A 20,522-nucleotide genomic window follows, 5' to 3' on the forward strand; every position below is an offset into this window, starting at 1 on the left:
CTACTCCGCCGCCACAGCCACACTCGGCGCGTAGACTTCCGCGCACTCGATCATGGTCGGACTGGACCGACTGATCGAGTTTGTCAGGTAATAACTCCGGGAGAACGGCAGCAGCGGCTTGGCCTGAATGCTGTCCGAACCCGCTTCCTCAGCCGTTTCCCCTGCCGCCGAGGACACACCGAGCTGAAGCCGCTCACGCAGCGCCTCGATCGTGTCATAAGGCAGCTTCGCGCCCAGCACTTCCGAGGCGGCGCGGATGATCTTCCAGTCCTCCTTCGCCTCTCCCGGCGGGAACACCGCCTGGAAGCTGCGCTGGATGCGGCCTTCCGTGTTGACCCATGTGCCCGATTTCTCGGTATAGGCCGAACCGGGCAGGATCACATCGGCGCGGGCCGCGCCCGCATCGCCATGATGCCCCTGATAGATCACGAATGTTTCCGGGCTGATGGCGTTCACGGAGAACTCGTCCGCTCCCAGCAGCCAGAGCGCATCAACCCCGCTGCTCAGCATCCCGCGCAGACTGCGACCACCATTGCGCGGCACGAAGCCGAGGTCGAGCGCCGCAACCCGCGAGGCCGCCGTATGCAGGATGTTCAGGCCGTTCCAGTCGTCCGTCAGAGCGCCGACCGATTCCGCCAGAGCGCGACAGGCTTTCAGGATAGCGCCGGAATCCTCGCGGGTCAGAGCTTCCTGTCCGACGATGATCATCGGCTTCTTCGCGGCCTTCAGCTTTTCGACAAATTCGACATTGCCGCTCAGCAGACCGTTCACCGAGACCGGGTTGTTGCCCAGATCCTCATACGCCCATGTCGGGTCAGACATAAGCGTGCCGATGACACCGATCGGCAGACCACCGCGTCCCAGGGACAGATAGCGCTTGCGGATACGGGCGTTCAGAACCGGTGCATCGAGACGCGGGTTTGCTCCGACCACGAGAATCGCATCCGCTTCATCAATACCGGTGATGCCACTGGCAAAAGTATACCGCGAACGGTCCGACAGATCGTATTTCGCGCCATCCTGACGGCAGTCGAGATTGAGCGAACCGAGCGACCACATCAGATCCCGCAGCGCCATGATGCTTTCGGCATCACACAGATCACCGACGATCGCGCCGATCCGGCTTCCGGGCATACCCTCAAGCCGTTTGGCGATGGCGACGAAGGCGTCCTGCCAGCTTGCCGGATGCAGCTTGCCATGCACACGCACCCACGGACGGTCGAGGCGACGGCGCTTCAGGCCATCGACGGAGAAACGGCCCTTGTCGGACAGCCATTCCTCGTTCACCTCATCATTCACGCGGGGAACGATGCGCTTCACCTCGCCGCCACGCGCCTGAATCTGGATGTTGGTGCCGACCGCATCCATCACGTCGATGGCGTCAGTCTTCCGCATCTCCCACGGACGGGCCTGAAAGGCGGACGGTTTGGAAGTCAGCGCGCCAACCGGACAGATATCGATCAGATTGCCGGACAGTTCCGAGGTCAGCGCTTTCTCGACATAGGTGGTGATCTCCAGATTTTCACCACGCGAGATGCCGCCCAGTTCCGGGGTGCCCGCCACTTCCGCACTGAAACGGACACAGCGTGTGCACTGGATGCAGCGCGTCATCACCGTCTTTACCAGCGGGCCGAGATTTTTGTCGGTAACGGCACGCTTTTCCTCGTGGTAGCGGGAAATGCCACTGCCGTAGCCGTACGCCTGATCCTGAAGATCACACTCACCGCCCTGATCACAGATCGGGCAATCGAGTGGATGGTTGATGAGGAGGAACTCCATCACCGCCCGACGCGCCTTACGGACCGTTTCCGTGTCCGTGAAGATTTTCATCCCCTCGTTGACGGGAAAACCGCATGAAGCGACCGGTTTCGGAGCCCGCTCGACCTCAACGAGGCACATACGGCAGTTGCCCGCGACCGACAGACGTTCATGATAGCAGAAACGCGGAATTTCCTTGCCCGCCGCCTCACACGCCTGAAGGGCGGAGGAACCGGGAGCGACATCGACGGGCGTGCCGTCAACAATGACTCTGACCATCCGCCTTACTCCGCCGCAATCGCTACGACAGGCGTTCCCGTAGGCACCTGCACCTGCTGCGAACCACCATGCCGCCGCTTATAGTCATGGATACGCTCTTCCATGAGCGGGCGGAAATGCCGGATCAGGCCCTGAATGGGCCATGCCGCCGCATCACCAAGCGCACAGATCGTATGCCCTTCGACCTGCCTTGTGACCTGCTCCAGCATGTCGATTTCCTCGATTTCGGCGCGGCCTTCGACCATGCGGTTCATGACGCGCATCATCCAGCCGGTGCCTTCACGGCAAGGCGTGCACTGGCCGCAGCTCTCATGCTTGAAGAACTGCGAGAAGCGGGCAATCGCCTTGATGATGTCCGTGGATTTATCCATCACGATCATGCAGCCCGTTCCGAGTCCTGACTGCACCGCCCGCAGGCTATCATAGTCCATCAGCACGGTCTCACAGACATCCTTCGGTAGCAGCGGCACCGAGCAGCCACCCGGAATGACTGCAAGCAGATTGTCCCATCCACCACGCACACCGCCGCCATGCTTCTCGATGATCTCCTTCATCGAAACGCCGAGTTCTTCCTCGAACACGCACGGCGTATTCACATGACCGGAAATGGCCATCAGCTTGGTGCCCGCATTGTTCGGACGGCCGAGTGCGGAGAACCATGCTGCCCCGCGCCGCAGGATCGTGGACGCCGAAGCGATCGACTCCACATTATTCACCGTCGTCGGGCAGCCATACAGGCCCGCGCCAGCCGGGAACGGCGGCTTCATGCGCGGCTGGCCCTTCTTGCCTTCAAGGCTTTCCAGCAGGGCGGTTTCCTCGCCACAGATGTAAGCGCCTGCGCCGCGATGAAGATAGAAGTCGAAATCCCAGCCCGTGCCCGCAGCATTTTTGCCAAGCAGTCCGGCTTCATACGCTTCATCAATGGCGATCTGGAGATGACGCGCTTCGTTATAGAACTCACCGCGCACATAGATGTAGGAAGCGTGCGCTCCCATCGCGAAGGAGGCGATCAGCGCGCTCTCGATCAGTTTGTGCGGCTCATGGCGCAGAATCTCGCGATCCTTGCAGGTGCCCGGCTCGGACTCGTCACCATTGATGACGAGGTAGCGTGGTGCCGGTCCGTCACCTTTCGGCATGAAGGACCATTTCACGCCGGTCGGGAAACCCGCGCCACCACGCCCACGCAGGGCGGATGCCTTCATTTCATTGACGATCCAGTCGCGTCCCTTGTCGGTGATCGCTTTCGTATCGTTCCAGTCACCACGGGCGCGCGCACCAGCCAGTCGCCAGTCATTCTGGCCATACAGGTTGGTGTAGATCCGGTCCTTATCGCTCAGCATCGTCGCAGATCTCCCTCAACCCTGACCCGAACCGGTCTCTTCGAGCAGCACCCGACGGCCACCCTCCGGCTCCGCGCCATGACGCCCGTTGGTCGGACCCGGCTCCGGATACTCGCCACGCTTCAGCGCTTCGATCAGCGCCTCCGTACGGGGGCCATCGAGATCCTCGAAAAAGTCGTTATCCACCTGAAGGATCGGCGCATTGGAGCACGCCCCGAGACACTCGACCTCACTCAGCGTGAACAGACCGTCTTCACTGGTATCGCCGACATTATGAACACCGGCAGCCTTCTTGCAGGCGGACAGCACGTCATCGGAACCACGCAGCCAGCAGGACGTCGTTGTGCAGACCTGAAGGTGATACTTCCCGATCGGTCTGGTGTTGAACATGAAGTAGAACGTCGCGACCTCGTAGATACGGATCGGCGCGACATCCAGCCTTTCAGCCACGGCGTCCATCGCCACGGTCGGCACCCAGGCGCTGCCTGTCTGGCGCTTCATCTGGTTCTGCACGACATAGAGCAGCGGCAGAGCTCCACTCGCCTTCCGCTCCGGCGGATACTTGGCGAGGATCGTCGCGATTTCGCTTTCGCTGATCTCATCGAATTCAAAGTGATCAGGCTGCACGTTTGAAACAGCGCTCATCGGTCCACCTCACCAAAGACGAGATCCAGCGAGCCGATGATCGCCACGGCGTCAGCCAGCATGCCTCGTCGAGAGAGTTCATCAATCGCCTGTAGATGCGCGAAACCCGTTGGTCTGATCTTGCAGCGATACGGACGATTACTTCCGTCAGCCACGAGATAGACGCCGAATTCACCCTTCGGCGTCTCAACTGCCGTGTAGGTCGCGCCCGGCGGCACATGATAACTCTCGGTAAACAGCTTGAAGTGATGGATCAGCGCTTCCATCGACCGCTTCATTTCGGCACGCGGCGGCGGCGAGAACTTGGGGTCCTGAACCTTGATCGCGCCAGGCCTGATCTGCGCCAGACTCTGCTTGATGATCTTCACGCTCTCACGCATTTCGGCCACGCGGACAAGATAGCGATCGTAGCAATCACCATGCCGCGCCACAGGAATTTCGAAATCGACCTTGTCGTAATTGTCATACGGCTGGGAACGACGCAGATCCCACGGCACGCCGGAACCACGCAGGCAGGGGCCACTCCAGCCCCACGCCAGCGCCTGTTCGCTGGTGAACACGCCGATCCCGACCGTGCGCTGCTTCCAGATACGGTTTTCTGTCAGCAGACCTTCGAGATCATCGATCCAGTTTGGAAATTCTTCCGCCCAAGCTGCAATTTTCTCTTCCATACCAGCAGGCATATCGCGCGCGACGCCACCGGGACGGAAATAGTTGGCGTGGAAACGGGCGCCGGAAACTGCTTCATGAAACTCAAGCAGTTTCTCACGTTCTTCATACCCCCAGAGTGCAGGCGTCACCGCGCCGCAGTCCAGACCCATCGCCGTCAGGTTGAGGATATGGTTCAGGATACGGGTGATTTCCGCGAAGATGACGCGAATCCACTTGGCGCGATCCGGCGCTTCAATGCCGAGCAGCTTTTCGGTCGCCAGCGCGAAAGCGTGTTCTTCGCACATCGGAGAGGCGTAATCGAGACGATCGAAATACGGCAGCGCCTTGGGATAGGTCTTGTATTCGATCAGCTTTTCCGTGCCGCGATGCAGCAGGCCGATATGCGGCACGGCACGCGCCACAACCTCGCCTTCCATCTCCAGCACAAGACGCAGAACACCATGCGCCGATGGATGCTGCGGGCCGAAATTCAGCGCATGGCTGTCGATTTCGACTGTCCGGCGCTCCACTTCCTGCTCCGCCACCGGTTCCGGCAGCAGCGTCTCGGGTAGCGGACCTTCATCAAGACTGTCACGCAGACCGAGAAGATTTTCGTCCTGTTTCAGGGCCTCTGTCATGCTCCGGCTCCTGTCACTGTATCTTTTTCATGATCTGACGCAGCTCATGCGCCCGTTCATCGCCCGGCAGCGTCAGAACACCCTCCCACGGCGACACGAAATCGAAATCACGGAAATCCTGCGTCAATGTGACAGGCTCCCGCACGATCTGACGGCGCTCCGGGTCGTAGCGAACCTCCGTGTAGCCGGTCAGCGGGAAGTCCTTGCGAAGCGGATGTCCCTCGAACCCGTAATCGCTGAGAATACGACGAAGATCCGGCTGACCCGAGAACAGAACGCCATACATGTCGTAACACTCGCGCTCCCACCATGTGGCGCAGGGCCATATCTGATGCACGGACGCGACCGGCGTCAGCTCATCCGTCGTCACGATCACCCGGACACGCTGGTTCAGGCTCACCGACAGGAGGTTGTAGACCACATCGAAACGCTCGGCGCGTTGAGGGAAATCAACACCGCACAGATCCATAAGCTGCTCGAAGCGGAACCGCGGATCATCGCGAAGAAGCATCATCAGCGGTATCAGCCGGTCCCGGCTCGCCCGCACCACAAGCTCTCCGCCCTCGATGGCGGCGGAAGAAATACCCGGCAGCGATGTGGAAAGCGTGAAGGCCAGAAAGGAGAGGCAGGAATTGCCTCCGGCGACGGGTGCAGTGGAGTGATCAGCCACGGAGAATCGTCCCTGTCCGGCGGATTTTCTTTTGTAGCAGCATGATACCGTAGATCAGCGCCTCAGCCGTCGGTGGACAGCCCGGCACATAGACATCGACCGGTACGACACGGTCACAGCCACGCACGACCGAATAGGAATAGTGGTAGTAGCCGCCGCCATTGGCGCAGGACCCCATGGAAATCACCCAACGCGGCTCCGCCATCTGGTCATAGACGCGGCGCAGGGCGGGAGCCATCTTGTTGGTCAACGTTCCAGCAACGATCATCACGTCGGACTGGCGCGGCGACCCGCGCGGGATGATGCCCATCCGGTCAAGATCGTAACGCGGCATGTAGGCATGGATCATTTCGACGGCGCAGCAGGCCAGACCAAACGTCATCGGCCAGAGGCTACCGGTGCGCCCCCAGTTCACGAGCTTGTCCAGACTCGCGACCACGAAGCCCTTTTCGCTGATCTCGCCGGTTATCCCACGCACAATAGCGTCCTGCTCCGGACCCGCCGGCACCGCGTCACGGTTCCAGACGATATTCGTATCCGGAACCACAGCATTGTCACCGCTCATTGCGCGTTCTCCACCTTCACCACTGTCGCAGCCACGTCCGTCAGTATCACAGATCAATCCCAGTCCAGCGCGCCCTTGCGCCATTCATAGAGAAAGCCGATTCCAAGCACGCCGAGAAATCCCATCATCGAGAGAAAGCCGTACAATCCGATCCGCGACAGACTCACGGCCCACGGGAACAGGAACGCCACTTCCAGATCGAATATGATGAACAGAATCGAAACGAGATAAAAGCGCACGTCAAAGCGCCGACGCGCGTCATCGAATGCTTCAAAGCCGCACTCGTACGCTGTCAGTTTTTCCGCGTAAGGCTTCTGATGTCCGCAGACGAGGGAAGCGCCCAGCATGGCGCCCGCGATCACCACGGCGAGGACGCCGAAAATGAGAACCGGAAGATAATCGTTGATCACCGACGGCATCGCGCCCTCCGTAATAATTTTCCGGATCCGCGCCTTACGCCCGAACCGGGAGATAATGCCGTCAAACTATGCCCGGAATGTTTCCGTGGCCACCCTCATACCGGCACGATTCAGAAACTTTCCCGTGAGGCGTCCAGCATAGTGAACATCATTCACCGAAATGAATTTCATCACAGAAACACCCCATCCCGACCGCTTGTCATGATGACAAAATACGTCTCGGCTGCATATCTATATATAAAACAATATAGATATGCACACCCAAAGCCGCACTCCATCCTCTGACGCATGGCAGCGATGCAGGGAAGATGACAGCCGTGATCAGGCAGACATCACATGATTAAGTTTTCAGGAAAATGGTGGGCGATGACGGGATCGAACCGCCGACCCTCTCGGTGTAAACGAGATGCTCTACCGCTAAGCTAATCGCCCGCCGCACTGGGTAGACAAAACAGAACGATCAATCAAGCCCCGGCAAGCACAAATTGAGCAGAAATCGTCCCATAAAAAAACAGGCAGGACAGTAAAAACCGTCTTGCCTGCTCGCAAAGCACTCAGTGAGGCAGCGTCTTAGCTGACTGCGTCCTTGAGGGTTTTGCCGGGCTTGAAACGTACAGACGTCGAAGCCGGAATGTCGATTTCCTCGCCAGTGCGGGGATTGCGGCCCTTGGTCGCCTTACGGTGAGCCGTAACGAACGAGCCGAACCCGACGAGACGGACTTCCTGTCCACCCTTCAGGGCCTTCTCGATGGCTGAGAACACAGCGTCAACCACTTCGCCAGCCTTCGCCTTGGGCAGGTCTACATCATCTGCAACAACCGAGACGAGTTCCTGCTTGTTAAGCGGCTTGTCCATACATACGCCTTTCCATGTTCAAGTCTCTCATGCGGCTCGGTGCCGTCAGAGACATTCCGCGGCGCACTATGAAGCCGTTTTCGGCCACGTCAACAGCCAGTGACCGCGGCAGGGGCGCAAAATCGCCTCCCCTGCCCTTTCCTCACATCCGTCAGTGAGCCACCGCGCTGGCTGTTCCCGAAGCCGCGATCGGCGCAACCAGATCGCTCTCGTCCTCCCATTCAATCGGCTGCGGCACACTGACAAGAGCGCGACCGATCACCTCATCCACATGGGAAACAGGGACCAGTTCCAGATTCTTCTTCACAGCTTCTGGAAGTTCCGCGATATCTTTCTCATTGTCCTTGGGAAGGAAGACCGTCTTGATCCCGGCCCGCAGAGCCGCAAGCAGCTTTTCCTTCAGGCCGCCAATGGCAAGAACACGCCCACGCAGAGTGATCTCACCCGTCATCGCCACGTCACGCCGAACAGGAATGCCTGTCAGGACACTGACGAGCGACGTCGCCATCGCGATACCGGCGGAAGGGCCATCCTTCGGAGTCGCGCCTTCAGGCACGTGAACGTGGATGTCACACTTCTCGAACAGCGTCGGCTTGATCCCGAAATAGGGCGCCCTGCTCCGCACATAGGACAGCGCCGCAGACACGCTTTCCTGCATGACGTCGCCAAGCTTGCCGGTCTGCTTGATGTTGCCCTTGCCCGGCACCATCACGCTTTCGATCGTCAGGATTTCACCGCCGACCTCGGTCCAGGCCAGTCCCGTCACCATACCGACCATGTCGGTGGCTTCTGTCTCGCCATGCGAGAAGCGACGCACCCCTGCGAGCTTGCCGAGATTCTTCTCGGTGATGGCCACCTTCTTCGCCTTGCCGGTGACAATCTCCTTCACGACCTTGCGGGCGAGATTGGCGATCTCACGCTCAAGGCTGCGGACACCCGCCTCACGCGTGTAGAAGCGGATAAGGTCCATCAGCGCCGCATCGGAAATAGACCATTCCTCAGGCTTGAGGTTGTGCGCCTCACTCTGCTTGGCGATCAGATGCCGCTTCGCGATGTTCAGCTTTTCCTCTTCCGTGTAGCCGGACAGGCGGATGATCTCCATGCGGTCCAGCAAAGGCTGGGGCATATTGAGGCTGTTCGCCGTCGTGACGAACATCACATCCGACAGGTCGTAATCGACCTCCAGATAATGATCCGAGAAACTGCTGTTCTGTTCCGGGTCCAGCACCTCAAGCAGCGCTGAAGCCGGATCGCCCCGCCAGTCGGCGCCGAGCTTGTCGATCTCATCAAGCAGGAAAAGCGGGTTGGAAACCTTCGCCTTCTTCATACCCTGAATGATCTTGCCTGGCATCGCGCCGATATAGGTCCGGCGATGACCGCGAATCTCGGACTCGTCGCGCACGCCGCCAAGCGACATGCGGACATAGTGCCGCCCCGTCGCCTTGGCGATGGCCCGCGCCAGCGTGGTCTTGCCGACGCCCGGAGGGCCGACAAGGCACAGGATCGGCCCTTTCACTTTCTTCGAACGGCTCTGGACCGCGAGATATTCAAGGATACGCTCCTTGACCTTCTCCAGCGCGTAATGATCCTCGTCGAGCACCTTTTCAGCCGCATCGAGGTCGTTCTTTACCTTGGTGGTCTTTTTCCAGGGCACGCCCAGCAGCCAGTCGAGGTAGTTGCGCACCACCGTCGATTCTGCCGACATCGGGCTCATGCCGCGCAGCTTCTTCAGCTCGCCGACAGCCTTCTCCCGCGCTTCCTTGCTCAGCTTGGTCTTGACGATCTTCTCTTCGATTTCGGCAGTCTCGTCCTTGCCGTCCTCGCCCTCGCCAAGCTCCTTCTGGATCGCCTTGAGCTGCTCGTTCAGATAGTACTCGCGCTGGGTCTTCTCCATCTGCCGCTTCACACGGTTCCGGATGCGTTTCTCGACCTGCAGAACACCGATCTCGGCTTCCATATGAGCCAGAATTTTCTCCAACTGCTTCGTCACGGAAGGCAGTTCGAGAATTTCCTGCTTTTCGGAAATTTTCAGGCTGAGATGGCTGGCAATGGTGTCAGCAAGCTTTGACAGATCACCGATCTGATTCAGCGAAACCAGCACTTCCGCCGCAATCTTCTTGTTGAGCTTCACATACTGCTCAAACTGCCCCACCACGGCGCGGGCAAGCGCTTCGGCTTCTTCCATTTCCACGGGGACATCGGAGACGAATTCGACGTCGGCTTCGAAATGTCCATCGACATCGTGAAGCGCCACCACACGGGCGCGCTGATTCCCTTCGACAAGCACCTTCACCGTGCCGTCCGGCAACTTCAGGAGCTGAAGAATGGTCGAAGTCGTTCCGAAGCGGTAGATGTCGTCTGGACCCGGATCATCCACCGTCGCCTCTTTCTGCGCGACCAGAAGGATTTTCTTGTCATCCTTGGTGACGGATTCCAGCGCCTTCACCGATTTCTCACGCCCGACGAAGAGCGGCACGATCATGTGAGGGAACACAACGATGTCACGCAGCGGCAGAACAGCCACGCGCTCCGTCGTCGGGGCGGCGACCTTTTTCGCCGCGGCCTTCCTTGTCGGCGCGACAGGGGCATCGTCGGCTTTGGTCCGTTTGCGGCGTGATGAGGGTGCTTTGGGTTTTTCTGTCATGATGCCGATCTCCTGAATGGACGATCCGGCGATGCATGCCCATTCAGTGGCACACACATCGCCCATCCGCCCCGGCAATGGGTGGATTTCTCCGGATAACGCCTTCTGACGATTCCGGAGCTGTCGTTTACACTGATGTATATCGGAATGATTTTCGGCACTATCAAGAGCCGGAGGCATGAAACAGGCGACCACGCCGGAGCGAAGCCTCCCGTTTCATGCAATGAGTACCCGCAAAGGCGGTCAGGCTGACTGCTCCGCCGGTTTGTCCTTGGCTTTCCCGTAAACGAAAACTGGCGAGGCCTTTCCTTCAGCCACATCCTTGTTCACGACAACCTCGTCCACGGTTTCGAGGCCAGGCAGTTCGAACATGGTTGTGAGCAGAATGCTTTCCATGATCGAACGCAGACCACGTGCTCCCGTCTTCCGCTCAATGGCCCTGTGAGCGATCGTCTTGAGCGCATCGTCCGTGAAGGTCAGCTTCACATCTTCCATCTGGAACAGCTTGGCGTACTGCTTGACCAGCGCGTTCTTTGGTTCAGACAGAATCTGCACCAGCGCCGTCTCATCGAGATCACCCAAGGTGGCGACAACCGGCAGACGACCGATGAATTCGGGGATCAGACCAAACTTGATCAGGTCTTCCGGCTCTACGCCTTTCAGAATCTCGCCTGTGCGACGATCTTCCGGAGCCTGAACGTCTGCTCCAAAACCGATACCCGAACCCTTGCCGCGTGCCGAAATGACTTTTTCCAGTCCGGCAAAAGCACCACCGCAGATGAAAAGCATGTTGGTCGTATCGACCTGCAGGAATTCCTGCTGCGGATGCTTGCGACCACCCTGCGGCGGAACGGACGCCACGGTGCCTTCCATCAGCTTCAGAAGCGCCTGCTGGACGCCTTCACCGCTGACATCGCGGGTAATGGAGGGATTGTCGGATTTGCGGGAAATCTTGTCGATTTCGTCGATATAGACGATGCCGCGCTGCGCCCGCTCGACATTGTAATCGGCCGCCTGCAACAGCTTGAGGATGATGTTCTCCACATCCTCACCGACATAACCGGCTTCCGTCAGGGTCGTGGCGTCCGCCATCGTGAACGGCACGTCGATGATGCGGGCCAGTGTCTGCGCAAGCAGCGTCTTACCCGAACCGGTCGGACCGATCAGAAGAATGTTCGACTTCGAGATTTCGACGTCATTGTTCTTCTGGGCGTAGGCAAGGCGCTTGTAGTGGTTGTGCACCGCAACCGAGAGCACCTTTTTCGCCTCGAACTGGCCAATGACGTAATCATCGAGAATCTTGCAGATCTCTTTGGGAGTCGGCACGCCGTCACGCGACTTCACCAGCGTCGTCTTATGCTCTTCACGGATGATATCCATGCAGAGTTCAACGCACTCATCACAGATGAACACGGTCGGACCCGCGATCAGCTTGCGGACCTCATGCTGTGACTTTCCGCAGAACGAGCAATACAGCGTGTTCTTGGAATCGCCGGACTTTGCATTCATCTGCAGTCCCCCAATCTTGACTCCTCCCGGAGCCGCCCGGCCATATTACCGGGCAAAGCGAAAATCGTAACCGGACCAGCAAGACGCATCAAGTGATAGCCAGGCATGACGGTGTCTGTAGGCTCAGGCCTTTTCTGCGGGCTGAGCCGGATGTTTCTTGATAACTTCATCCACAATCCCGAAGGCTTTCGCCTCGTCGGCGGACATGTAGCTGTCGCGCTCAAGCTTCTGCTCGATATCTTCGAGCGTCTGGCCTGTGTGTTCGCGGTAAATCTCGTTGAGACGCTGGCGAATCGTGAGAATCTCTCGCGCCTGAATCTCGATATCGCTGGCCTGTCCCTGCGCGCCGCCAGACGGCTGATGCACCATGACGCGAGCATTCGGCAGAGCGAAACGCTTCCCTTCGGCGCCGCCCGCCAGAAGCAGGGAGCCCATTGAAGCGGCCTGACCGATGCACACAGTGCTCACAGGGCTGCGGATATACTGCATGGTGTCATAGATCGCGAGACCGGCGGAAACCACGCCACCCGGGCTGTTGATATAGAAGGAGATTTCCTTGTTCGGATTCACACTCTCAAGATAGAGAAGCTGCGCCGAAATCACCGACGCCACCTGATCGTAAACCGGCCCGGTCAGAAAGATGATCCGCTCCTGCAGAAGACGCGAATAGATATCGAACGCGCGCTCCCCGCGAGAAGTCTGCTCGACCACCATCGGCACAAGAGCGTTGTTAAAAATCTCTACGGGGTTCGAATCCCTCATCACATCATTCCCGACTTATATGCCGCCACGCCATGCATCCTGCCCCGTCCCCCGCCCTCAAGACAGGTTAGGTTCAACCCAGACAGAACGCCCGGTCTGCTTAAGATAGAGATAATCAGACCCAGCGCCACCCCATTGGGTGAAAATCCTGCATTTCCGACCGGCCATCATGGCAGGCCACACAGACAAACGGCACTTTCCTCCCGAAAAAGAAGAAAGTGCCGCATCATCACTTAACTACAAGGACAGCAGAGACTGTCAGACGTTGGCCGCAGGCATGTCGGCCAGCTCTTCCGGCGTCACGTCCTTGTCTTCAACCTTGGACAACTCGATGATGTAGTCGATCACCTTGTTCTCGAAGATCGGACCGCGCAGGGACTCGGCAGCCTGCGGGTTCTTCATGAAGAAGTCGAACACAGCCTGTTCCTGACCACGGTAGCGCATGGCTTCAGCGCGAATGGCGCGCGCCATTTCGTCCTGCGTCACCGTGATGCCCTTCGCGCGACCGATCTCTGCAAGCAGCAGGCCGAGCTTTACGCGACGCTCGGCGATCTTGCGATAATCAGCCTTGAGCGTGTCTTCGTCCTTACCCTGATCTTCCTCGTCCAGTTCACCGGACTTGCGATCAGCCTCAACACGCGCCCAGATCTGCTCGAACTCGGCTTCAACCATGCTTTCCGGAGCCGGGAAGTCCGTCTTCTCAGCCAGCTTGTCCAGCAGATCACGCTTCAGACGCAGACGGGAAAGCTGCTCGTACTCGTCTTCAACCTGCTTCGTGATGACTTCGCGAATCTTGTCGAGATTCTCGAACCCGATCTTCTTGGCAAGGTCGTCGTTGATCTCGGCTTCGACCGGCTTCTTCAGCTCTTTCGCCTTGATGTCGAAAGTAGCGACCTGACCAGCCAGTTCCTTCGCGCCGTATTCTTCAGGGAAGGTCACCGTAATGATCTTCTCTTCACCCGGCGTCATGCCCTCAAGCTGCTCGGCGAAGCCGGGGATGAAGCCCTCTCCACCGATCTCGACGCTGACATCTTCCGCTGTGCCGCCATCGAACGGAACGCCGTCACGCTTGCCAACGAAATCGACGACCAGCGCATCACCCTGAGCAGCCGGACGCACGTCCTCGACCGTCACGAACTCGCGCTGACGCTTCGCAATGTCGTTCAGAGCCTTGTCCACGGTCTCGGCATCAGGCGTCGCCTTCAGACGGACGAGAGACACGTCAGACAGGTCCGGCTCCTTGATTTCAGGAAGGACTTCCGTCTCGACCTTGAGTTCAAGGTCGCCCTTGCCGTCGCCACCGGAAACAACATCAACCTTGGGCTGCTGCGCCGGACGCAGGTTGCGTTCCTCAAAGAGGTTACGCAGCGCGTCATTCACAGCCTGCTCCAGCACTTCACCCTTCACGGATGCGCCGAAACGCTGACGGATGACAGAAAGCGGCACCTTGCCCGGGCGGAAACCGGGAAGATTGGCGGACGCACCAACTTCCTTGAGGCGCGCCTCTTCCTTCTTCTCGAGTTCGGCCGACGGAACGACCACGGTGAAGGCGTGCTTCAGGCCCTCGGAAAGCGTCTCAGTAACCTGCATATGCCCAGGCCATCCTCTCGTGCGAACTCTTCAATACAAAGCGATCTTCACCGACCGCCAAAACTCTTCCGGCAGAATGAATGGGATGCAAACCCAGCCTCTGTCATTGTGACAGGGCTGGTACGGGTGGAGGGACTTGAACCCCCACGACTCTCGCCACCAGAACCTAAATCTGGCGTGTCTACCAATTCCACCACACCCGCATGGCCTATCAGCGCAACCCATAACGCCGAGGGCGCACCGATTACCGCAGTCTTACCCTTACGGCAAGATCACTCCGGCACGCATCCTGCAATTAAGCTGTTTGCCGACACCCCGGCAGAACGACTTCACCGGACTGTCACGGAACTTCACTGTTCGGCCTGAAGCCGTGTCGCCCTGTCCCTCGCCTTCCCGAGATACCGGTCCAGATCTTCCGCGACCAGCCAGTCTCCCGCCTGCAGGGCCGCCTCGCCATGTAGCCACACGCCTGCGCACGCAGCCTCCCAAGGCTCCATACCCGCCGCCAGCAAGGCGCCGATAATGCCGGTGAGCGTATCGCCCGACCCCGCCGTGCCGAGAGCCGGGGTCGCATGCGTATTCAAGGCAACCCGTCCGTCCGGAGCGGCGATCAGGCTCGTCGCCCCTTTCAGAACCACGACCGCGTTCACCTCTCTGGCAGCCGCCCGCACTGCGGCCAGCGGGTCTGATTCCGACGAGCCGAAGACCCTCGTAAACTCTCCGCCATGCGGCGTCAGGACAGCCGCCCCCCGCAGACGCTCCGGCGCACCGGCCGCCCATGAAAAAGCGCCCGCATCCGCCAGAATCTGTCGATCCGCCGCGACCAGTTGCGGGAACACCCGCTCCACCTCTTCCGGCAGAAGACCCGGACCGCAAATCCACGTCCTGCGACGATGATCTTTCAGCAGTTCGTCCAGCGGTTCCTCATCAATGATGAGGCCCGGCTCGCCGAGACGGAATGCAGGAGCCGCTTTGCCTGCTGCAATCCTGACAAGACCCGCGCCCGTGCGCCGTGCGGAGGCCGCCGCCAGACGGGTCGCGCCGGGCATCGCCTCACCGGCGCACAGGCTGACGACACCACGGGAATATTTATGCGATTCAAGAGCAAGAACGGGCAGCTTCCAGAGCCCCGGCTCATTCCGCCATGTAGTGACGGCGATTTCCCTCAATGTCGCAGCAGGAATGCCAATATCCCTCACCTCGAACTGCCCGAGATATTCACGTCCCGGCAGCAGAAGATGACCGGGTTTCGCACGGAAGAATGTCACGGTCAGGTCGGCGGAACGGGCATATCCGCGCACCAATCCGGTTGCGCCATCAATACCGGTCGGCATGTCGATGGCGACGACACGTTTTGCAGCGGCAAGCACGGACGGAACAGGCTCCCGCACATCCCGACTGAGACCCGCCCCAAAAACCGCGTCGATGACCAGATCGACCCGGGCAGCTTCTTCCGGAGAGAATGGAACACGCGGACCATGAAATCCTGCTGAAACAGCCGCGGCATCACTTCCCGGACGCGGCTCCACCAGCGCGGCGACAGCAACAGGCCACCCCATCCCGGCGAGATAACGGGCCGCGACATAGCCGTCGCCACCATTATTGCCGGGACCGCACAGAACCAGCACACGGCAGGGCTTTGTAAAACGCCTCACGGCCAGCGCCACAGCCCGGCCCGCATTCTCCATCAGGGTCGCCACAGGGATGGCGCGGGATGCGATCTGGTCAACGCTGTCCATTTCCTTCGGGGTAAGGACGGCGAATCTGTCGGGTCGGCCTGACATGACGGGTGTCTCCGTATGATAATGCGGCGGAATGAACCCGCCTGAATCTGACTCCGGGAAACAGGGAGTCTTGCGTTCGACGCTCTGATTGGCGACACAGCTTACGACCGTACAGCCGATCTGTCCGATGGAGTTCGCATGCCACATATTCTCTGGAGTCTTGTTCTGACGCTGCACATCGCCGGAATGGCGGTGTGGGTTGGTGGCGCGACCTATGCCGTAGCCATCCTGCGTCCGAGCCTGTCCCTGCTCGACAAGGCGCAGCGCAGCGCCGTGCATCTGCTGACATTGAAGCGTTTTTTACGCGTCGTCTGGCATATCATGCCGATCGTGCTGGTGACCGGCTGGCTCATGATCGTTCATGAAGGTGGCTTTGCGGCAATCCCCTGGACCACAAACGTCATGCAGCTTCTCGGTCTGGTCATGGCGGGCCTGTTCCTGCGTGTTTTTTACGGCCCTTATCAGAAAGCCCGCCGCGCCATCCGTCCGCAGCCGCAGACATTCGATTCCATCCGCAGCCTGATGCTGGGTGTGGTCGCCTGCGGTGTGCTCGCCATCCTGTGCGCGTCGATCGGGCATGGTCTTTAAACTTTCATGAGAGCCTGACGGTTATTCTGCCGAAAACACTTGCGGCCAGTCCGGAACCGAAACGACTGCCGCTTGATTTTTCGCGCGGGACGGCCTACCGACAGGCACCGGTTTTTTCCGGCCCCTTCTGTGCGCCCCGCCCTATGCGGCGACCGACCTAATCTGAGAGCGACTTGAGCCCCAAAGCTTCCGACACGACCGAGAAAAAGCCGCGCAAAGCGGCTCCCCGCACTCGCACCCGCAAGACCGCGGCGACTGTCGACGCGGTGACGGCAGAGTCTGCCGTGATCAAGGCGGAAGCCTCGGCTACGCCTGCTCCAAAGCGCGCGGCGACACGACGGAAAAAGGTTGTCGAGGAAACAGTCGCGCCGGAAGTGGTTGCGGCTGCTGAAACAGCATCTCCCCAAAAACCCGCACGGGCACGCCGGAAAAAGGCAGAGCCTGCCGTCGTGGAAGAGGTCGCGGCAGCCACCTCCACCGCAAAAACGCCGCGCCGCACGACACGGAAAAAAGCTGAACCTGTCGTAGCGAAGAAAGCGGTCGCTGTTCCGGAAGAGGCCGTTTCTGAAGAAGCGCCTGTCAAAAAGCCACGCACACGTAAAGCCGCCGTCACGGCAAAAAGTGCGGACGCGGCGCCCGTGGCCACACCGAAAAAACCGATACGCCGACGCAACGCCAAGGCGGAAGCCAAGTCTCCGGACGAGCCGGTTATCGAAGAGGCGACTGACGCTCATCCACTTCATGTCGGTGGGGCTACCGACGGTATCGTCGAGCCGGAAGCAGCGAGCCATCCGGCCACAACGCCAGCAGCGGAGCCTGCTCCAAACGAAGTCGGCGGAGAGAGCGCACAGGTCAGGTTTGCTGATCTGGGGCTTTCGGAACCAATCCTCCGCGCCGTCACCGAGATGGGCTATGTCCATCCCACCCCCATTCAGGCGCAGGCGATCCCTGCCATTCTGCACGGGCAGGATGTGCTGGGCGTCGCCCAGACCGGAACCGGCAAGACAGCCTCCTTTACACTTCCCATGCTGGAGATTCTCTCCGGCTCCCGCGCCCGCGCCCGGATGCCACGCTCGCTCATCCTTGAACCGACGCGTGAACTGGCGCTTCAGGTCGCCGAGAATTTCGTCAATTACGGCAAGCATCTGAAGCTGACGCACGCCCTTCTCATCGGCGGCGAAAGCATGGCCGACCAGAAAGAGGTGCTGAACAAGGGCGTTGACGTGCTGATCGCCACGCCGGGCCGTCTGCTCGATCTGTTCGAGCGCGGTGGTCTGTTGCTGACACAGACACGGATTCTCGTGATCGACGAAGCCGACCGCATGCTCGATATGGGTTTCATCCCCGATATCGAGCGCATCGTCGGTCTGCTTCCGACGAATCGCCAGACGCTGTTCTTCTCCGCAACGATGGCGCCTGAAATCCGTCGCCTCGCCGATGCGTTTCTTCAGTCACCCAAGCAGATCACGGTCAGCCGTCCTTCGACCGTTGCGACGACGATCGAGACCGGACTGATTGTCGTCGATGAGGACGACAAGCGGAAGGTTCTTCGCAAGCTGCTGCGGGCCGAAAACCTTCAGAACGCGATCGTTTTCTGCAATCGCAAGCGCGATGTCGATGTTCTGCTCAAGTCACTCCTGAAGCACGGCTTTTCAGCAGGCGCCCTGCATGGCGATCTGCCGCAGTCAGTCCGTTTCCAGACTCTGGAAAAATTCAAGTCCGGCGAACTGAAGATTCTGGTCTGCTCGGACGTTGCCGCCCGCGGTATTGATATCGGCGGGCTGTCTCACGTCTTCAACTTCGATCTCCCCTTCCATGCCGAGGATTATGTCCATCGCATCGGTCGGACAGGACGAGCCGGCAAGGAAGGCAAGGCCTACAGTCTTGCGACGCCTTACGACCGCAAGTTCGCGGAAGCGATTGAAACGCTGACAGGCAAACCGATCCCCCGTCTGGAACGTGAGGGCATCACGCAGCTTGACTGGGCGAGTGAGGAAGAATCACGCAGCAACCGGGGCAGAAAGAAGCGCGGAGGTCGCGGTTCAGGACGTGAACGTGACAGTGAGCCCTCCCGGCAGCCGGACGCTCCGGCTCGCCGCAAGGAAGCCGAGAAGAAACCGGCAACTCCCACAGAAGCTACTACCTCTCAGGCAGAGGCACGTGAGGATCGTCGGGGGACAAGGGACCGCAACGATCGGAATGATCGCGGTCGGCGTGACGACAGCCGCCGTCGCGGTTCGGAAATTGCCGATGCGCCCGGCGAGAGCGTTCTCGGATTCGGGATGGATCTTCCCAACTTCATGAAACTTCCCCGGCGTGTGCCGGTCGCAATCGAAGCAACGGGCGAGGATGGCACGGAAAGCTGAAGGAAGGGGCCGTCGTCGGCCCCATTCTCATCAGTCACCCTCTCCCGCCATCGACCCGACGCCACGACGCTATCGTATTGAAGCGCTTGGCGTCAGTGGCGATGGTATCGGTCGTCCGGCAGATTCCGGAGCGCAACAGGCCGCTCCTGTCTTTATTCCCTATACGGCACCCGGCGACGAGGTCCTTGCCCGAAGCGTGGGCAAGGATCGGGCATCGGTTCTGGAAATCTGCGTCTCTGCGCCAGAGCGTGTCACGCCGCCCTGTTCCCTGTTCGGAACCTGCGGCGGATGCTCTCTTCAGCACCTGTCAGCGGCATGGATACTTGAGTGGAAGACCGCCGAGGTTGTCACCGGTCTCCGTCGCGCCGGGGCCATTGATCTTCCTCCCGTTTCCTCGTTCCAGACTCCTCCCGCGACACGTCGACGAGTCGATCTCGCGGCAAGACGCAGGCACGATAGCGTCATTCTGGGACTGCATCGACGCGGTGGCGATGTCGTCGATCTGACAGAATGCTCTCTGCTGCATCCTGATATTGTCAGCCTTCTTCCCGCTCTTCGCACAATGCTGGAGCGTCTGGATCTTTTTCGCAGGGAAGCGGATCTGCTTATCAACCTCCTCGATTCGGGGCCGGATCTTCTGCTGGCGTCGGATGCGCAGCCCAGCACCGCTGATCGCATAAAACTCGCCGCATTCTGCAAGACTCACCGTATTTCGCGCCTGTGCTGGAAAGGAAAAGCCTCGCAGGAAAACCCGGAAACCCTCGTGCAGTTGGCGCCTTCCGTCATCACGTTCGATGGTGTGGTGACAGAACCGCCCTCCGGCGCCTTTCTACAGGCGAGTCGTGAAGGGGAGGTGGCGATCCGCACAGCCGTTCTGGCGGCCCTGCCCCCCTCCCGTGGCCGCCGTTCGACAATTGTCGAGCTTTATGCGGGATGCGGCACCCTCACATTCGGGCTTGCGGGCCATGCCCGGGTTGACGCCTACGAAGGACACCCCGACGCGGTGGAAACCCTTGCACGGGCCGCCGCAGGGAAGAATGTCACCGCCCATCGCAGGGATCTGAACAGGCAGCCCGTAGAAGCAAAAGAACTGACGTCCTCTCTGGCTGTTGTTCTGGACCCGCCTCATTCTGGCGCGGGTCTTCAGATGAATGTGATTCTTGAGGCAAAACCGGGCGTCGTTATTTATGTCAGTTGCAATCCGCGTACTCTCTACCGGGATGCTGCGCACCTTCTGCAGGCGGGCTACCGGATTGATGCCCTGACGGTGATTGATCAGTTCCTCTGGTCAGCAGAGACAGAAATCGTTTGCCGCTTCTCGTATGGGGTACATTAATTACAGAATAAACGGCGATAAGAAGTAATTTATACACATGTATAAACCTCACTATTAATGATTTTTATCAAAAACAATACAGAATATTGTTTTGAGAAATCTTTCCAAAAAGTTGAGATGAGG

Annotated in this window: 16 protein-coding genes and 2 tRNA genes; 3 read left to right on the plus strand and 15 right to left on the minus strand. The window is 59.4% G+C overall.

All coding sequences use genetic code 11. The features are described 5' to 3' along the window. The 15 genes from nuoG to LKE90_RS08810 all read right to left on the minus strand — a co-directional run bounded on the left by nuoG (window position 1) and on the right by LKE90_RS08810 (window position 16,109). Window positions 1-2,037, minus strand: coding sequence for an NADH-quinone oxidoreductase subunit NuoG (nuoG, locus tag LKE90_RS08740; RefSeq protein WP_291494096.1), 2,037 nt, complete (start codon window positions 2,035-2,037; stop codon window positions 1-3). Between the two features lie 5 nt (window positions 2,038-2,042). Then, window positions 2,043-3,377 (minus strand): NADH-quinone oxidoreductase subunit NuoF, encoded by a 1,335-nt coding sequence (gene nuoF / locus LKE90_RS08745; RefSeq protein ID WP_291494095.1) that lies wholly within the window; start codon window positions 3,375-3,377, stop codon window positions 2,043-2,045. 15 nt (window positions 3,378-3,392) lie between these two features. Then, entirely contained in the window at window positions 3,393-4,022 is a 630-nt protein-coding gene (locus LKE90_RS08750; RefSeq protein WP_291494093.1) for a complex I 24 kDa subunit family protein, read from the minus strand. Next, window positions 4,019-5,311 carry an NADH-quinone oxidoreductase subunit D gene (locus LKE90_RS08755; protein ID WP_291494091.1) on the minus strand — a complete coding sequence of 431 codons (1,293 nt, stop codon included), beginning with the start codon at window positions 5,309-5,311 and terminating at the stop codon, window positions 4,019-4,021. The genes LKE90_RS08750 and LKE90_RS08755 overlap by 4 nt, the downstream gene beginning before the upstream one ends. A gap of 13 nt (window positions 5,312-5,324) precedes the next feature. Continuing rightward, window positions 5,325-5,981: an NADH-quinone oxidoreductase subunit C gene (locus tag LKE90_RS08760; RefSeq protein ID WP_291494089.1), complete on the minus strand. Its 657-nt coding sequence runs from the start codon at window positions 5,979-5,981 to the stop codon at window positions 5,325-5,327. Continuing rightward, window positions 5,974-6,546: a NuoB/complex I 20 kDa subunit family protein gene (locus LKE90_RS08765; protein ID WP_291494088.1), complete on the minus strand. Its 573-nt coding sequence runs from the start codon at window positions 6,544-6,546 to the stop codon at window positions 5,974-5,976. The genes LKE90_RS08760 and LKE90_RS08765 overlap by 8 nt, the downstream gene beginning before the upstream one ends. Before the next feature lie 53 nt (window positions 6,547-6,599). Further along, complete coding sequence (locus tag LKE90_RS08770; protein ID WP_291494086.1) at window positions 6,600-6,965, minus strand: NADH-quinone oxidoreductase subunit A; 366 nt, start codon at window positions 6,963-6,965, stop codon at window positions 6,600-6,602. 357 nt (window positions 6,966-7,322) lie between these two features. After that, window positions 7,323-7,397: transfer RNA gene (locus LKE90_RS08775), tRNA-Val, on the minus strand. Between the two features lie 138 nt (window positions 7,398-7,535). Continuing rightward, the gene (locus LKE90_RS08780; protein WP_010668906.1) at window positions 7,536-7,820 is read right to left on the minus strand and encodes an HU family DNA-binding protein; all 285 of its coding nucleotides are present in this window, start codon (window positions 7,818-7,820) and stop codon (window positions 7,536-7,538) included. A gap of 151 nt (window positions 7,821-7,971) precedes the next feature. After that, the gene (gene lon / locus LKE90_RS08785) at window positions 7,972-10,464 is read right to left on the minus strand and encodes an endopeptidase La (protein ID WP_291494085.1); all 2,493 of its coding nucleotides are present in this window, start codon (window positions 10,462-10,464) and stop codon (window positions 7,972-7,974) included. Window positions 10,465-10,707: 243 nt separating this feature from the next. Beyond that, on the minus strand, window positions 10,708-11,973 hold the full coding sequence (gene clpX, locus LKE90_RS08790) for an ATP-dependent Clp protease ATP-binding subunit ClpX (RefSeq protein ID WP_291494083.1): 1,266 nt from the start codon (window positions 11,971-11,973) through the stop codon (window positions 10,708-10,710). A 123-nt stretch (window positions 11,974-12,096) separates the two neighbouring features. Then, window positions 12,097-12,735 carry an ATP-dependent Clp endopeptidase proteolytic subunit ClpP gene (gene clpP, locus LKE90_RS08795; protein WP_291494081.1) on the minus strand — a complete coding sequence of 213 codons (639 nt, stop codon included), beginning with the start codon at window positions 12,733-12,735 and terminating at the stop codon, window positions 12,097-12,099. 258 nt (window positions 12,736-12,993) lie between these two features. Beyond that, complete coding sequence (gene tig / locus LKE90_RS08800) at window positions 12,994-14,325, minus strand: trigger factor (RefSeq protein ID WP_291494078.1); 1,332 nt, start codon at window positions 14,323-14,325, stop codon at window positions 12,994-12,996. A gap of 118 nt (window positions 14,326-14,443) precedes the next feature. Continuing rightward, window positions 14,444-14,528 (minus strand) — tRNA-Leu (locus LKE90_RS08805). 147 nt (window positions 14,529-14,675) lie between these two features. Beyond that, window positions 14,676-16,109, minus strand: coding sequence for an NAD(P)H-hydrate dehydratase (locus LKE90_RS08810; RefSeq protein WP_291494076.1), 1,434 nt, complete (start codon window positions 16,107-16,109; stop codon window positions 14,676-14,678). A 138-nt stretch (window positions 16,110-16,247) separates the two neighbouring features. On the opposite strand from LKE90_RS08810, the gene LKE90_RS08815 reads away from it, so the two are divergent. The 3 genes from LKE90_RS08815 to LKE90_RS08825 all read left to right on the plus strand — a co-directional run bounded on the left by LKE90_RS08815 (window position 16,248) and on the right by LKE90_RS08825 (window position 20,399). Beyond that, the gene (locus LKE90_RS08815; protein ID WP_291494074.1) at window positions 16,248-16,697 is read left to right on the plus strand and encodes a hypothetical protein; all 450 of its coding nucleotides are present in this window, start codon (window positions 16,248-16,250) and stop codon (window positions 16,695-16,697) included. A 374-nt stretch (window positions 16,698-17,071) separates the two neighbouring features. Then, window positions 17,072-19,063 carry a DEAD/DEAH box helicase gene (locus LKE90_RS08820; protein WP_434735030.1) on the plus strand — a complete coding sequence of 664 codons (1,992 nt, stop codon included), beginning with the start codon at window positions 17,072-17,074 and terminating at the stop codon, window positions 19,061-19,063. After that, window positions 19,047-20,399, plus strand: coding sequence for a class I SAM-dependent RNA methyltransferase (locus tag LKE90_RS08825; protein ID WP_291494071.1), 1,353 nt, complete (start codon window positions 19,047-19,049; stop codon window positions 20,397-20,399). The genes LKE90_RS08820 and LKE90_RS08825 overlap by 17 nt, the downstream gene beginning before the upstream one ends. The last annotated feature ends 123 nt before the right edge of the window (window positions 20,400-20,522 follow it).

Origin of the sequence: Acetobacter sp. (assembly GCF_022483985.1) — a bacterium.
Lineage (GTDB): Bacteria > Pseudomonadota > Alphaproteobacteria > Acetobacterales > Acetobacteraceae > Acetobacter.

Bases quoted from the DNA above. Each gene is read 5' to 3' on its own strand.
- clpX (WP_291494083.1), bottom strand. From the start codon at position 11,973: ATGAATGCAAAGTCCGGCGATTCCAAGAACACGCTGTATTGCTCGTTC.
- LKE90_RS08770 (WP_291494086.1), bottom strand. From the start codon at position 6,965: ATGCCGTCGGTGATCAACGATTATCTTCCGGTTCTCATTTTCGGCGTC.
- LKE90_RS08825 (WP_291494071.1), top strand. From the start codon at position 19,047: ATGGCACGGAAAGCTGAAGGAAGGGGCCGTCGTCGGCCCCATTCTCAT.
- nuoF (WP_291494095.1), bottom strand. From the start codon at position 3,377: ATGCTGAGCGATAAGGACCGGATCTACACCAACCTGTATGGCCAGAAT.
- LKE90_RS08810 (WP_291494076.1), bottom strand. From the start codon at position 16,109: ATGTCAGGCCGACCCGACAGATTCGCCGTCCTTACCCCGAAGGAAATG.
- LKE90_RS08780 (WP_010668906.1), bottom strand. From the start codon at position 7,820: ATGGACAAGCCGCTTAACAAGCAGGAACTCGTCTCGGTTGTTGCAGAT.
- clpP (WP_291494081.1), bottom strand. From the start codon at position 12,735: ATGAGGGATTCGAACCCCGTAGAGATTTTTAACAACGCTCTTGTGCCG.
- LKE90_RS08765 (WP_291494088.1), bottom strand. From the start codon at position 6,546: ATGAGCGGTGACAATGCTGTGGTTCCGGATACGAATATCGTCTGGAAC.
- nuoG (WP_291494096.1), bottom strand. From the start codon at position 2,037: ATGGTCAGAGTCATTGTTGACGGCACGCCCGTCGATGTCGCTCCCGGT.
- lon (WP_291494085.1), bottom strand. From the start codon at position 10,464: ATGACAGAAAAACCCAAAGCACCCTCATCACGCCGCAAACGGACCAAA.
- LKE90_RS08815 (WP_291494074.1), top strand. From the start codon at position 16,248: ATGCCACATATTCTCTGGAGTCTTGTTCTGACGCTGCACATCGCCGGA.
- tig (WP_291494078.1), bottom strand. From the start codon at position 14,325: ATGCAGGTTACTGAGACGCTTTCCGAGGGCCTGAAGCACGCCTTCACC.
- LKE90_RS08750 (WP_291494093.1), bottom strand. From the start codon at position 4,022: ATGAGCGCTGTTTCAAACGTGCAGCCTGATCACTTTGAATTCGATGAG.
- LKE90_RS08755 (WP_291494091.1), bottom strand. From the start codon at position 5,311: ATGACAGAGGCCCTGAAACAGGACGAAAATCTTCTCGGTCTGCGTGAC.